The sequence below is a fragment of the Flavobacterium sp. KY-23415 genome (assembly GCF_055384985.1).
Window position 1 is genome coordinate 42,539 of the sequence record NZ_AP044001.1, and the last position, 15,201, is coordinate 57,739.

Below are 15,201 nucleotides of genomic sequence, written 5' to 3' on the forward strand. Positions count from 1 at the left end.
ATATGTTGTTATCTTTGTTTTAAGTTAACACTTCATGTGCTTTATTTTTTCTTGCTATGGTTGGCTTATTAGCTTATTGATAATTGATATAGCGCGGTTTTGATAGGTGAAAAGTGGGTACGTCTAACTCGGAATTATCAATTGCATTGGTTTTGAATAAATTGTTTCCTTCGTATGGAATGCTGGGATAGTAGGAAAAGGATATTTGAAAACGATTGAAAACTAAGTAATCGTTATTAATGACTATACCTACGGAGAACTTTGAATAGGCTTCCTCTTTAAAAAGAGATTCGGAATCATTAATTAAGGAACCGATGGAACAATTGAGATAGGGACTAAAACGAAAGCCTAACCATGCTTTTGGAATATAGGCTTGGGTTTGGAGTGTTAGTAACCATTTTTTTGTACCAATGGTTCGCGATGTAAATTTGGGCAGACCATATTCTCCGTCTAATGTTAATTTGTCTTTGTCTGAAGGGTTTCTGTTGTTTCCTGCAACAAAATAGGGCACGATGAATTGCCGAATTTTCCAACCGCCTAAATGCCACAATGGTGAAAAATAGTGAAGTCCAATTTTATAGGCTGTTCTTTCTGATTGGTCGTTATTGAAAAAGCTTCCCCATTCTGCAAAGCCACTCAAATAGCCAAAATTAAATTTTTTACCATAGGAATATTTAGCCCCAATATAGCACCGTTTTGCATTGTCTTTGTCTTGATAGCCAAGAGTAATTGCATAGTTATAGCCATAGGGTATGTCTTCCACAATATCATAATAATAGATATAGTTGTCTTTAAAATATTTTTGCGATGAAACTCCAAAATGGGCAATAATATTTTTTTCGTCGCTAAAAAAGGCATAAGGGTCTAAATTTGCTTCTGGTTTTTGAATATAATGACGATTATTAAATGTTATTCCTGCAATGAGATTTCTTGTTTTGTTTTCATAACTATTTTCATTGTTCACTTTAAATGCTCTTCCATACCAATATTCTTGATAGGCTGTTTTTATAGGGGTTGTTTTTAAGCTATCATTTACAATAAAAGATTCGGTTTGCAGTTGGTTTTGATAATATACACCTCCAGCATTTTTGGTGAGAGGAGAAAAGAAAGGTCTGGACAAATCGAGACTTCTACTACTGTCTCCATTGAACTCGTTTTCATAATTGAGATGAAATGTCGCATAGGTTTTTTGAATGTTATTGATGCGATAGTTGGCACTGAAAGCGTTATTGCTACTGCTTATTTTCTTTTTGTAGTTGCCCGATATTTGATGTCCAACACCAAAAAGATTCCTTTCTGTCACTCTAGCATTCCATTGATTTGTTGAAATATTGCCTGTGGGAATGAGCGACCAAGAGTCTAACGAACGAACTATTATATCTATTGAATCATTAGCTTGATCTATTAGCTGTGGCAGAACAATTACTCTTCTTGTATTGCGTTGCCTACGGATTAACCGTTCCGATTCGGCAAGAACGATACTATCGCAAATGTCGTTTTTCTTAAAAAGCAGTAGATTTCTAATGGTTCTTTCTCTTGTTTTGAGGTGCAAACTATTCCCTATTTTATCTATTTTTCGTTTTGGTTTTCGAAGGGTGTCTTCTATGGAATAGCCAAAGGGATCTAAGGTTTCGATATAGATGTTTCGAATTATTTTTCCGTTACCCGTTTTATACTTACTTTCTTTCTTAATGGGAACTTCTTCTGTTTTGGTTTCTTTTACAGGAATAGAAGAGGCTCTAAATACTAAATTGTAGAGCCATTTATTAACTTTGCCTTTTTGGGAATAGTGATGTGCTTTTTTATAAAATGATAATGAATCTTTCTTTATAGTATCATTGGTTTGTGCAAGGCTAGTTAGCATTGAACAGAACAGTACTACTATAAAAAAATAAGGTTTCAATATTTTTATTTATTTGGTTTCAAACTGGGAATTGTATAGTTTTTTATAATATCCTTTTTCTATTTTTAATAATTCATGATGCGAACCAGATTCTACTATTTGTCCTTTATCCATCACGATGATTGTATCTGCATTAATAATTGTAGCCAAACGATGTGCTATTACTATGGAGGTTCTTCCTTGTGTGATGGTTGCTGTTGCTTTTTGAATCAACTCCTCGGAATAGGTGTCTATAGACGATGTTGCTTCGTCTAGAATGAGGATACTAGGATTACTCACATAGGCTCTTAGAAAGGCTATTAATTGTCTTTGTCCAGAGGAAAGCATTACTCCTCGTTCTTTCACATTATAATCATATCCGTTGGGCATGTTCATAATGAATTCGTGCACACCAATCTTTTTTGCTGCATTTATTACTTCTTCCCTACTAATGTCTTTATTATAGAGTGTGATATTATTATAGATGGTATCTGCAAACAAGAAGACATCTTGCAAAACAATAGCAATTTGTTTTCTAAGGCTTTCTAATGTGTAGTTTTTAATATTTTCTCCATCTACACAGATGGTTCCTGAATCTATTTCATAGAAACGATTCAATAGATTTATTATGGTAGATTTTCCAGCTCCTGTGCTTCCAACAATGGCAATGGTTTCTCCAGATTGCACTTCTAGATTGATTCCTTTTAGTACTTCTTCATTTTTGACATAACTAAAACGAACGTCTTTGAACGAAATGGCTCCTTTGAAACTAGTAACTACTTTATTGCCTTTGTTTTGGATTTGGCTGTCTGTTTCTAGCACTTCAAAGACGCGCTCTGCCGCTATGATTCCCATTTGCATGACATTAAATTTATCTGCAATTTGACGCAATGGGTTGAACAACATGTTAATATACCATATATAGGCAAACAATTGTCCTTCTGTGGTTAATCCTTCGTCATTAATAACACTTTTAACACCAATCCAAATGACAACTCCTAATGTTACATTGGTTACTATATCTGCGATTGGAAAAAAAACCGAATTATAGAGTATGTTTTTTAACCATGCTTTGTTGTGCTTCTGATTAATGGCTTCAAATTTCTGTGCTTCTATCTTTTCTCTATTGAAAAGTTGCACAATTTTCATTCCTGTTAATCGCTCTTGAACGAAAGTGTTTAGGTTCGAAATTTGATTCCTCACTTCATTGAAGGCTACTTTCATTTTTTTCTGAAAAATATTGGTAGCATAGATTAATATTGGCATTGCCAAAAGAATAATTAGTGTTAGTTTCCAATTCATATAGATCATAATACCAAGTATTACAATCATTTTTAGAACATCACTAACAATCATAAAAAGTCCTTGACTAAAGATGCTTGCAATAGATTCTATATCGGAAACGGTTCTTGTGACCAGCTTACCAACAGGTTCGTTGTCGAAATATTTCATTTTAAAAGACACTATATGAGAAAACAATTTGTCTCGAATGTCTTTAATTATATCTTGTCCGAGCCAGTTTGCCCAATAGGTAAAATAGAACTGTGAAGCAACCTCTAAAAGAAGAACTACTCCCATTAAAATGATATAATATAACAACCCATGAGCGTCATGGGTTTTTAAATATCCATCAACGGTTTGCTTTAACAAATAAGGTCTTCCAGCAGCAAAGACAGACAGTAAAATAGCCCACAAGATAACCCAATAAAATCGGCTTTTATATGGTTTTGAATACTCTAATACTTTTTTTAATGACTTAAACTTCGGTTTACTCATTGCAGCTTTATAAGTTAATTATCTACTTTAGTTTTATTCGGTTACATAAGGATAGGTTACTTTTACCAAATATAATCCATGTGCCGGAACAGAGAATCCTGCTTCTTTTCTATTTTTACTTTCAATTATTTTTCTAAAATCGTCTATCGTAATTTTGCCTATTCCTATATTTATCATGGTTCCAACAATTGCTCTTACCATATTTCTTAAAAAACGATCTGCTGTAATTGTAAAAATTAATTGATGCCCTTTTCTTTCCCAAAATGCTGCTGTAATAGTACAATTAAAAGTACGAACATCGGTATGCACTTTAGAAAAACATTCAAAATCGATATACTCAAAAAGAATTTTGCATGCTTCATTCATCTTTTCCACGTTCAACTCTTTATAGAAATACCAACTTCCTTCATGGTTAAACACATCTTTAAAATTATGAATATAATATTCATAGGTTCTGCTAGATGCGTCAAAACGTGCATGTGCCTCATCATGCACCTTAAAAATTTTGAAAACCACTATGTCTTTGGGCAAATAGGAATTTAATTTTTTAACCCATAATGAAGCATCAATCTCTTGTTCATAATCAAAATGGGCAAACATTTGTTTGGCATGCACACCACTATCTGTTCTACCAGCACCCACAATATCTATAGTGGTTTTAAATAATAAATTAATAGCTTTATTCAGCGTTTCTTGAACAGAAGCTGCATCGGGCTGAATCTGAAACCCAAAGTAATCTTTTCCGTTGTAAGCAAATTCTATGAAGTATCTCAAATTATAATTATAGCAAAGGTTTTTAAAGCAGCAAAGTTACAAAGTTTAAAGAATAGGAATTTATAAAGTTTCCTAAATTTATATTAAAATGAAAAATTATGTTGCTGTCTAAGAAGAATTAAGTTTGTAACTTCGCTTTTTATTAAACAGTTTTACTTTTTTTAATGACAAAAATTCTTTTACTTTCAGACACACACAGTTACATCGACGAGCAAATAATGAAATATGTTCGCTCTGCTGATGAAGTTTGGCATGCTGGCGATATTGGCGATTTGATTGTTACCGATACCATAAAAAAAGAAAAGCCGCTTCGTGCTGTTTTTGGAAACATAGACAACCATGAAGCTAGAAAAGAATTTCCGTTACACAATCGCTTTATGTGTGAAGGTGTTGATGTTTGGATTACCCACATTGGTGGTTATCCAGACAAATATAATATTGAAGTGAGAGAAGAAATTAGAAAAAATCCGCCCAAAATTTTCATTTGTGGGCATTCTCACATTTTGAAAGTAATGCCCGATAAAAAATTAGGGTTACTACACATGAATCCTGGTGCCATTGGAAAGCATGGTTTTCATCAAAAAAGAACCATGTTGCGTTTTGAAATTGATGGCGATAAAATTCAGAATTTAGAAGTGATAGAATTAGGCAATAGAGTGTAATTTTTTTTGTTTAAAAAAACAGTTCTATTTTATTTTTTTCTATATTTGACATGCTTCATAGTTACTATCTCGCATAGCGACAATTTTAAATTTTAACTATGAATACAAACTTAATAAAACAAAAGAGTAAAGCTCAAAAATATTCTGAAGCTCTTCATCTTTTATTAGAACACACAAAAGAGGACATTACTAAAAGTAATCTTCTAGATGATTTGTTATATGATTATTTTTCGAAAGAGAAAATACATTCTGAAACGCTTGAAATAAAGTTATCGGAATTATTTCCTGAAAAATTTGTAAAAGCCGTTAGAACAACTCAAGCGTTTCTCGACACTAATCGATTAACTTTTTTTAAGAGCCTTTCATTCCTACAAAAGTTCAAGGAACATGTAATGCTATGGGACTTTCTTCAAAAAGAAGAACATCAGCTATGGAATACTATTTCAAAAGAATCATCTGAATTATTAAAATTTGAAGTAGATTATGTTTTATCAGAAGTAGCATTTTGGCTTGAAAATGAAAGATATTCGGATAATTCTCAACAAAAGCTAACTAAATTAGGTTCTGTTTATACCTTTTTTATAGAATTCTATTGGCATTTTGCAAAAGAGCCTGTAACCATAACGGCAGAAAACTTCAATCAAACTTTTCACAAATTAGTATTAGAAAAAATAAAAAGCAACAAAACAATTGATCCGAAAATTAATGTTGTTTTAAACGCTATAAGCCATTGGATTTCATTTAACGAAGATGTATTACAAGCGTATTGCTTTGATTTAGAAATCAATCCATTAATTGAGAATGATTGTCTTTACTTGGTTCAAAAACCAATACATTATTACAAGTGGAAACTCGATGGATTACGGTATAATAAAGTAAGTTTTAATTATCAATTAAAAGCACAAGAAGTAATTTCAAACTTGATTAATCAAAAGAAATTAATAATTCCTGGAAAAACAGAATCTGATTTCAAAATGAATTTAGATGCTGCCGTCAAGTTGAAAAAAATTGAACTTTTTCTACACGATGCAACAATTCCTAATTATATACATAAAGAAAAAAATATAAGCATAAACAAGGTTTTTCATGGCATTAGCACCTATGCAGCCCACAAATTTTATCGATATGAAAATAGTATTGAGCAATTTAAAAGTATCAGTACCGATTGGTTTGATAATTATTTAAAAATAATTGCACTTTCAGTAAAAAATAAAATAGAGATACTTCCCTATGTATTAATAAAAGAAGAGACTTATGTAGCGCTTGTTAAAGAGGTAACAGGTATTTCTGAAGAAGACACTTCGCTTTCATTCGACATACTGTCCTACAAAACAAATAAAAAGAAAGGCTTTAACCGATTTAACATCAAATATAACGTTTGGACTAAACCATTTTTTAAAATGGGTAGTTCCTTTTTTTGCCCCATGCTTTTTTTAGCAACTAATGATTGGTTTTTTGCGGCAACGCAAATGGCTATTCAGCATTTAAATCAGAATTTTCAAGAAAGAAAGCACACAGCAACTGAAATGGAAACATATTTAGGTAATAAATTTAAACAAAAAGGATACAAAGTAAAAGTTACAAACAAAGACGAAGCAAATCTTATTGATGGAGATGTAGATATTATTGTTGAAGATGCAAACACCACACTTTTTATACAACTAAAAAGAACCTATCTTAGAGTTTCTGCAAAAGATGCTTTTAATGAATCGGAACAATCTGACAAAAAAGCTAGTCAACAATTAAATGATGCTGAAATATCGCTTAAAGCAAAAAATGATATTTATAATTTGAAACAAAAACCTATTAAATGGATTGTTTCTACTTCTTTTGAAGGTATAAATTCTAATATTAAAGACTGCAGAAAGATTAATTATTTTGATTTGCTTTTTACGTTAGAGCATCCTAACATACAATCATTAGCTGCACTAATCTTTTATCTAGAAAAAGACAGAAACATGATTAGTCTTGATGATTTAGAAAATAATTTAGAAGCTTTAAAAGGTTTTGGGCTACCATTAAAACTTATTGAGCCAGAAAATTTTAAACATAGTGTATATTATTTAAAAAAAGATGCAAATTATATCGAAATGTTAAATGATGGAATTTCACTATATAATAAAAATGATACAAAGGCAATAAAAATACTTGAACAATGTGCCAAAATTAATGAGAATGACGTGAATGTTTATGGTGCACTCGGCAATTGCTATGCAAACTTGAACGATGTTTTAAATTTTAAAAAAGCATTTGAAAAAGCATTAACAATAATCCCTAATGATCCCTATTTAAAGAGAAATTATACATTGGCTCTAATTGAAAATGAGTGTTATTATGATGGGTTAATAAAACTATTAGAAATACTAGAAGACTATGGTTATATTGATGATATTATCTATATATTTAAAAACAATCTGACTTTTTACAAAGAGAAACTCACTAAGAAAGAAAGAGAAGCAGTAGAAAAACTCTACAATTTCATCTCATTTTATTAAAGACTAATATAAACTACAAACAAAAAACCCGAATCATTAAGATTCGGGTTTTTAACGCACTAATAAACTAAGATGTTAGGTTTATCGCAATCGATCCACAGATTTTACGAGATCTTCGTCCTTTTTAATTGCTCTGTTAGCCAGAACAAGTAAAACGATAGAAATGGCAGGAAGAAGAATCCCAATACCCTTCTCAGAAACTTCCGTTTCTCCGGATAAGCTTAGTGTTCGATACACAAAAAATCCTAGTAAAATAAAGTTAAATATCATTGACAATCTGTTCAAAACAAATTGTAGTTGTCTCTTTTGGTACATAAAAACACTAATCAATGTAAGTAAGGATACAATACCAAACAATGACATATATATAGTAGAAGACGTAAAAAAAACAGGTACTTCATTTCCTACTTCTTTCCACAGAAAGAAAACAAAAGGAAATATTGCAGTCATAGCAATACTAACAGTCATGTGTAGTGTTTGAATTCTTTGTATCATTCTTTTACTTAATTAGCAAAGCAAAAATAGTTTTTCTTTTTTTAAAAAACTATTGTTTTATTCAATTTTATTCGTATTATTGCATTGTACAATCGTAAGTACTTCATTCTACGAATTGTATAATCTCAAAAAAAATCTCAATATTTTTTTGTTAACCTTTCAAAAATAATTTATTCATTATATATCCATGTTTGATATTGAAGTATTAAAAGAGAAAAAACTCTCTGATTTGCAAGAAATTGCTAAAGTAGCCAAAGTTAAAAAATACAGAACATTAAAAAAAGAAGAATTGATTTATCAAATTCTAGATGTTCAGGCTGCTAATCCCGATACAATTAAAACAAATGAGGCTTTAAAAGAAGAACCATCTGTTGAAAAACCCAAAAGAGCAAGAGTTACTGCTCCAAAGTCTCCCAAAAAAACTGCTCCTATTAAAACTGAAAAACCTTTAGCTACAGAAAAGAAAGCTGATGAAGTGAAAGAAACTAAGGCAAAACCAGTTCCAAATAAAATAACAAAGAGACCAGAAAACGAAAAAACAGTAACAGAAAAACCAGTTGTTAGCAAAGAAAAACCAGTAATTGCAAAACCAATTACGAATGTTCCTCCAACTGAAAGAAACACAGAAGAAACACTTCAGTCTAAAGCTCCAAGTACAGAAACTAACACTGTACCGAAACAAAACCCTCCCCAGAAAAGCACTAATCATAAGGCTAATCAAAACAACCCCAATCACCCTGCTTACAAAAAGCCAATCGCTAACAACAATAATAATAACAATAATAATAACAACAATAATACAGCTAATAATAAAGCCAATTTTAGAGAGCCCGATTATGAGTTTGATGGTATTATTGAGAGTGAAGGGGTATTAGAAATGATGCCAGATGGCTATGGCTTTCTACGTTCTTCTGATTATAATTATTTAGCTTCTCCCGATGATATTTATTTATCGACTTCACAGATTCGTTTATTCGGTTTAAAAACTGGAGATACTGTCAAAGGTGTGGTGAGACCTCCAAAGGAGGGAGAAAAATATTTTCCTTTGGTTAAAGTTCTTAAAATTAACGGACACGACCCTCAAGTTGTGAGAGACAGAGTTTCATTTGAACACTTAACCCCAATTTTTCCAAAAGAAAAATTTAATATTGCCGAAAAAGGAAGCACTTTATCTACTCGTATTATTGATTTGTTTTCTCCATTAGGAAAAGGACAAAGAGGAATGATTGTTGCCCAACCAAAAACGGGTAAAACTATGCTATTAAAAGAAGTAGCAAATGCAATTGCGGCTAATCATCCAGAAGTATATATGATTGTATTACTTATCGATGAGAGACCTGAAGAGGTTACCGATATGCAACGCAGTGTTAAAGGTGAAGTTGTTGCTTCTACTTTTGACAGAGAACCACAAGAACATGTTAAAATTGCTAATATTGTTTTAGAAAAAGCAAAACGTTTAGTAGAGTGCGGACATGATGTTGTAATTCTTTTAGACTCTATTACGCGTTTAGCAAGAGCCTACAACACTGTTCAACCTGCTTCTGGAAAAGTTTTAAGTGGTGGTGTTGATGCAAATGCCTTACAAAAACCAAAACGCTTCTTTGGTGCTGCTCGAAATGTAGAAAATGGTGGTTCTTTGAGCATTATAGCAACTGCATTAACTGAGACTGGTTCAAAAATGGACGAAGTTATCTTTGAGGAGTTTAAAGGAACGGGTAACATGGAATTACAGTTAGACAGAAGAATTTCTAACAAACGCATCTTCCCTGCTATAGACCTAGTGTCTTCTAGTACCCGTAGAGATGATTTGCTTTTAGATGAGACAACAATTCATAGAATGTGGATTCTACGTAAGTACTTAGCAGACATGAACCCTATTGAAGCAATGGAGTTTATTGAAAAAAGAATTAAAACCACACGCAACAATGAAGAGTTTTTAATTTCAATGAATGAATAAAACAATACTTTATCACACAAAAAGGCTTACCTAAAAAATAAGGTAAGCCTTTTTTGTATTTGCTTTTCGATTATTAAAGCTAAACTAAAAAGTTTCTAATTGTTTTAATTCGTTTTCCAATAAGACAACTTTTTTCTTCCAAATTTCAACTTCTTCTTTGGCAAAATTCACATCTTTAATCCTATCATTTATATCTCCATAGTCTTTGTTAGCATTTGCAGTTTTTAATAATTCTTCGGCTTTCTTCCGATTCTCGATAGCTTCTAAAACAGCATTCGATAACTGCATTATTTGATGTTGTTTTTTACTCAATTCTTCTTCAATTTCTTTTTCATTTTCTATAAATTCATATTGTGCATTTATGCGCTTCAATTTTGCAATAGAATCTTCTAGATGAACAATTACATTTGATTTTTCAATCAACAGTTTATCTTTTTCTAAAAGTTTCTGTTTGTTAACTCTATGAAAGTAGAAAAAGAAAAACGTAGTTGTAATCAAAATTACAACAACCACAAGAAAATAATTTATAAATAATTTCTTGTTTACCTTAAAAAAGGCTTCTGGCTGTGTTAAATTTCCATCGACCAAATTATCAATAGTTGGAGAAACAGCATCGATACTATTCAAAAAAGACTTAGACACCAAAAAACCCTTTAACTCAAGAATTTCTGAAGCAGGTTGCCAATCTTCTTTGCCTTCATACCAAACTAATGTTTCTTCATTTATTTCATAATCTAATAAATCTGAAAAACTTAATGGTCCAATTTTTTTATCATCAGCAATAATATAAATCGATTTCATTTTCTTTATTTGATTAATATTCTTTTTTTTTTGCATTTTACAATCACAAAAAAAAAACTTCTTCAAATTTAAGCTATAAAAAACGTATTGGAATAGGTATTTCTACGTGTTTTTTGTATAATTTTTAACACAAAACAGCAAGTAAATTTCATACTTAATTATCTCCACAACAACATCACTTTTAAGAAGAATCATAACTAATTATTTATAAAGAAAAAGAAAGCACCTTGCATATTTAATACTAGGTGCTTTTCAAAAGTTGTATTCTTATTTTTTTTATTGACCGTCTGCGTTATTTTTTCTTTGATTTTCTGCAGCCGCTTCTTTCATTAATTTTTGATTTCTAGCAAAAGTCTCCGATTGCTCTTGTCCTGCCCCATATAATTCTGGATGTACATATGTTCCTTTAAATTCTTTTTCTTTTTCAGATACAATTCTATTTTCATTAGCATATTTATCTGCTCTAACTGCTGTTATTTGCCAGCTTACTTCAACATTTGGAGTACTTGTTTGGATTACAAATTTATTACCTGCAACTTTTTCCTTAACAATTGCTTGTGAAAAGCTACCAATTGTTGTTAATTGATATCTAAAATCTTTGTTTGCTGCTTCAAAATAAGAAGGTAAAGTTACAGTAACATACCCATTAGCATCTGTTTTTGCATTTCCTGAATAGATATTCATCATTTCTGGAGACTCAACAAAACTGTGCACTAAATATTGATTTTTAGGATCTAGAGGGTGATCAATTTTAAAAGTACCACCACCTTTTGCGATATTACCTGTTACGTTTAAATCACCTGTAATTGTTACGTTCCCTGTAAAATCCGAATTACCATCTACAGAAAGCTGATTAGCTGGATTAGAATTATAACTTAACCCTAATCTTAATTGCCTCATGTTTGAAGCACCATTTCTATTAAATCTTGCAATAGTATCTGGAGCAGAACATCCTCCAATGATATACAAATTATTTGCAGCACCATTGTGTTGCATTTTAATTCCACATTCACCAGCAGCATAATTTGCATCCTCTACAAAATGTAACTCTCCTGAATTGATATTATTAAACCCTCCAATATTTCCAATTGCCATTTTAGGAGAAGCATTATTTGTAACATAAAAATTCAAATTAGAATTGGTAACATTAGAACCCACAACTACACTACCTGTGTTTGTGTTTCTAATATTATTTCCAGAAGTATTCCATTCTGCTCCTGCAACTCCACCAGAACTTTTTGCAAATAATGCATAAGGAACACTTAATAATTGGCTTGCTCCTGTAATTGTATATGCAGTTCCTCCTAATGGATCAATTTCAGATTTTATAAAATAAGAATCCGAAGACCAATCGATTGTTGAGAAATCTCCTGAAACTACTGTCCCTGCACCAATTTCAACACTCACTAATCCGTTAGCGTTTGTTGTTGGTGAGTGTGTTTCCACGTAAACAGCTGTACCTGTAGAAGATGTTTGAAGAATACTTACTTGCATTCCAACTGCTGTTGAAACTACTAAAGCATCACTTGCGTCTCTAACTACTGCTTGATAACTCATTTTCTCTGGTGCTTGTCCAAAAACGGTAAGTGATATTAATAATGCTGTTAAAAGTGTGTATAATTTTTTCATAGTCTTATTTTTTTATAATTTTGAATGTTTTAACTTCTTTGTTTTGGTTTATTATTTTTAGGAAATAGATAGCAGCAGGTAATGAAGAAACTGAAATATTGGTTTCATTTCCTAGAATTTTTTCATTCTTTATTACTTTCCCGTTAACATCTAGAATTTGAAAATTTAAGATTAAGTCATTCTCGTTTGTCAAATTCAAAGTTAAATCGTTAACTGTTGGATTTGGATAAATTCTCAAATCCTTAATTAAGCCAGAAAAATCTTCAGTCCCTAACACTTCTGAAATTTCATACGGCTGTTGCACTCCTTCTGACACACTACCATTTGATCCAGTATATGTCATGTAAACAACCTGCCCTACTGAGTAGGAAGCCGTTCCGTTGACCCCTGTTAAACTCCCTCCCGACGAGTTCACAGATTCTTGTGCTAAACAATTGGCGATGCTTAACGCAAAGCAACCAATTATTAGAAAAGACAGTCTTTTGTTTTTAGTCATAAATAATTTGTTTTAGTTTATATTTTTTTTATTACAAAAAATGGCACAATTACACTTTGAATATTTAACAAAATAAAAGTTAAAAAAAACAAAACAAAACCATTTAATATGTTAAATTTAGTTAAAAATAATTGAAAAAAATAATATAAATAATGTTTTTTTTATTACATCGTAAAATTAGTACAATCAAAAAAAATACATACAGGTAGAATTACCTGTTTTTAGAAAAGTTTAAAAAAAATGAACAAATTCAAGAATAAACCATTTTGCGTTTTGGATTATAATTTTATTTACTGTAAAATCAAAACATAAAGTGAAGAAAATATTTTAAACTCACCAATGAGGATACCTATTTTATGTAATAACTATTTATTAATCTCTTTCTTTTTATCAATAAACAGTATCGATAAAAAAAATCTTCAACAAGCACTATTACAAAACATTTTGAAATTTTATGTAATTTAACAAACACTACTATTTATAGTTTTTTTGTTGCTATTACAGAAAAATTGGGGCATATTTTTTTATTTATTTAAAACTTGGCTCCCTAAAAGTTATATTTATTCTTGGATTCTTGTATTTCGAATTTTGTGGTAAACTATGTTGGTATCTATCTTGAGCATAATCTTTCATAATCAACAAGCTTCCATTGGCTAGTTCTAAGGAGTAAACCTCATCGGTTTCGTTTGATTTAAAACAAAACTCACGAACTTCTCCTAAACTAATGGAAGGCAATATTGTTTTATATCCAGATGTTTGTTGATCAAAATGATAGGGTGCAAAATACTCGCCATTGGGGTAATATATACACATTGCCAATTCAAATTCTTTATCTAGAAGTACTTCTACTCGCTCTTTTATTTTTTTCATTGCACCCGACCAAACATGTACTTTCCCATGAATATTTTCAGGATGACTGTTGATCGCGATTAATCTTTCAGATGCAAATAATATCTTAAAACTATCAGTTGTTATTAACCTTCCTCCTGCTTCTATTATTAATCTTGAATTTTCGATGTTATATTCATTTATAAGCACTTCATAGAGCTCTTTTGCTTCTTCCTGATTTAGAAAATCGCTTATATACTCTACAGAACAATTTAATGGTAGTTGCAATGGTAAATATTTTAGTTTGTGTATCTTGTAAAGATAAGATTTATGAATAAATATTGCATTTTTTCTATAAGACTATTTTTTTTTTATCTCATAATCGAAATAAATACTTAATTTTAATAACACAATCATACACATTAAATCTATTTTTCACGGTTAAAAATCTCCTTAACCGCTTCTTGATAGGCTCTTGGACTAGATGCTTTTTTAATTTTTTTTAGTGTTTTTTGTGGATCGGAGAATGAATTTGAAAAATAGCCCCAAAAACCTAGCATTTTCATCTTTATTGGAGTGGGTCCAGAAAGAGCAGCATCATACTCATGGTATATTGTATCGTGAAAATCACTAAAAATTTGCCATCTGTCTTTAGGATATTCTGTAGTATCCTTTTTTATCATACTTGGCAAAAAAGGATCAGCTATCAAACCTCTACCAATCATAAAATGATCTATTGAAGGGAAACGTTCTTTCATTTCTTTATATTTCGCTACAGAAGTGATGTCTCCATTATAATATAGCTTATGCTTTGTATTTTCTGTACAACGTTGAAATGCTTCTAGATTGACTCCTCCATTATATAGTTGTTTTCCAATTCGTGCATGAATAGCGATATTTTTTAAAGGATACTGATCCAGTATAGGAAAGACATCTAAAATTTCTTCTGGATTTTCATAGCCCATGCGCATTTTCATAGACACGATTACATCTGTTTCATTATGCACACGATCTAAAATATAATTAATTTTCTCTGGCTGACAAATAAGTCCAGAACCCATTCCTCGTTTTGTTACCATAGGATATGGACATCCTAAATTCCAATTAAGCTCTTTATAACCTAGTTCTTGAATGTATTTAACAACAAACAAAAACTCATCGGCATCATTTGTCATTATTTGAGGAATAACTTCAAGTGTGTTATTATTCTCTATCTGTAAATCGCGTTGGTAGCCATTTTTTATTACCATTTTACCGTCTAAACGAATATACGGAGCATAAAAAGTATCAATACCACCAAAAAATTTGTGCTGTGCATTTCTAAAACGAAAATCAGTGAAGCCTTGCAAAGGAGACGAAAGTAGGGTAATGCTCATATAATAATTTGAAAAACAAAGATAGCTGAT

Annotated in this window: 12 protein-coding genes; 3 read left to right on the forward strand and 9 right to left on the reverse strand. The window is 31.1% G+C overall.

Annotation, left to right across the window (positions count from 1 at the left end):
- Positions 1 to 73 precede the first annotated feature (73 nt).
- From ACZ49Z_RS00205 to truA, 3 genes are read right to left on the reverse strand one after another with little or no spacing between them, the layout of a single operon-like run.
- Entirely contained in the window at positions 74 to 1,864 is a 1,791-nt protein-coding gene (locus tag ACZ49Z_RS00205; RefSeq protein ID WP_464306196.1) for a BamA/TamA family outer membrane protein, read from the reverse strand.
- 48 nt (positions 1,865 to 1,912) lie between these two features.
- Entirely contained in the window at positions 1,913 to 3,658 is a 1,746-nt protein-coding gene (locus ACZ49Z_RS00210; protein WP_464306197.1) for an ABC transporter ATP-binding protein, read from the reverse strand.
- Positions 3,659 to 3,691: 33 nt separating this feature from the next.
- Positions 3,692 to 4,432, reverse strand: a complete 741-nt coding sequence (gene truA / locus ACZ49Z_RS00215; protein ID WP_464306198.1) for a tRNA pseudouridine(38-40) synthase TruA — start codon at positions 4,430 to 4,432, stop codon at positions 3,692 to 3,694.
- A 164-nt stretch (positions 4,433 to 4,596) separates the two neighbouring features.
- On the opposite strand from truA, the gene ACZ49Z_RS00220 reads away from it, so the two are divergent.
- Together ACZ49Z_RS00220 and ACZ49Z_RS00225 are read left to right on the forward strand one after the other, a co-directional pair.
- Positions 4,597 to 5,094: a metallophosphoesterase family protein gene (locus ACZ49Z_RS00220; protein WP_445710968.1), complete on the forward strand. Its 498-nt coding sequence runs from the start codon at positions 4,597 to 4,599 to the stop codon at positions 5,092 to 5,094.
- Between the two features lie 98 nt (positions 5,095 to 5,192).
- On the forward strand, positions 5,193 to 7,589 hold the full coding sequence (locus ACZ49Z_RS00225; RefSeq protein WP_464306199.1) for a hypothetical protein: 2,397 nt from the start codon (positions 5,193 to 5,195) through the stop codon (positions 7,587 to 7,589).
- Positions 7,590 to 7,670: 81 nt separating this feature from the next.
- Here ACZ49Z_RS00225 and ACZ49Z_RS00230 read toward each other — a convergent pair whose 3' ends face one another.
- Complete coding sequence (locus tag ACZ49Z_RS00230) at positions 7,671 to 8,084, reverse strand: DUF4293 domain-containing protein (protein ID WP_464306200.1); 414 nt, start codon at positions 8,082 to 8,084, stop codon at positions 7,671 to 7,673.
- A gap of 187 nt (positions 8,085 to 8,271) precedes the next feature.
- Here ACZ49Z_RS00230 and rho point away from each other — a divergent pair, with 187 nt between their 5' ends.
- Positions 8,272 to 10,041, forward strand: a complete 1,770-nt coding sequence (gene rho / locus ACZ49Z_RS00235) for a transcription termination factor Rho (protein ID WP_464306201.1) — start codon at positions 8,272 to 8,274, stop codon at positions 10,039 to 10,041.
- 84 nt (positions 10,042 to 10,125) lie between these two features.
- On the opposite strand, the gene ACZ49Z_RS00240 is transcribed toward rho, so the two are convergent.
- The 5 genes from ACZ49Z_RS00240 to ACZ49Z_RS00260 all read right to left on the reverse strand — a co-directional run bounded on the left by ACZ49Z_RS00240 (position 10,126) and on the right by ACZ49Z_RS00260 (position 15,171).
- Positions 10,126 to 10,842, reverse strand: coding sequence for a DUF4339 domain-containing protein (locus ACZ49Z_RS00240; RefSeq protein ID WP_464306202.1), 717 nt, complete (start codon positions 10,840 to 10,842; stop codon positions 10,126 to 10,128).
- 276 nt (positions 10,843 to 11,118) lie between these two features.
- Positions 11,119 to 12,471 (reverse strand): hypothetical protein, encoded by a 1,353-nt coding sequence (locus ACZ49Z_RS00245; RefSeq protein ID WP_464306203.1) that lies wholly within the window; start codon positions 12,469 to 12,471, stop codon positions 11,119 to 11,121.
- Positions 12,472 to 12,475: 4 nt separating this feature from the next.
- Positions 12,476 to 12,967, reverse strand: a complete 492-nt coding sequence (locus tag ACZ49Z_RS00250; RefSeq protein WP_464306204.1) for a T9SS type A sorting domain-containing protein — start codon at positions 12,965 to 12,967, stop codon at positions 12,476 to 12,478.
- A gap of 528 nt (positions 12,968 to 13,495) precedes the next feature.
- Positions 13,496 to 14,083: an alpha-ketoglutarate-dependent dioxygenase AlkB gene (locus ACZ49Z_RS00255; RefSeq protein WP_464306205.1), complete on the reverse strand. Its 588-nt coding sequence runs from the start codon at positions 14,081 to 14,083 to the stop codon at positions 13,496 to 13,498.
- A gap of 140 nt (positions 14,084 to 14,223) precedes the next feature.
- A complete protein-coding gene (locus ACZ49Z_RS00260) occupies positions 14,224 to 15,171 on the reverse strand; it encodes a tRNA dihydrouridine synthase (protein ID WP_464306206.1) in 948 nt (315 codons plus the stop codon).
- Positions 15,172 to 15,201 lie beyond the last annotated feature (30 nt).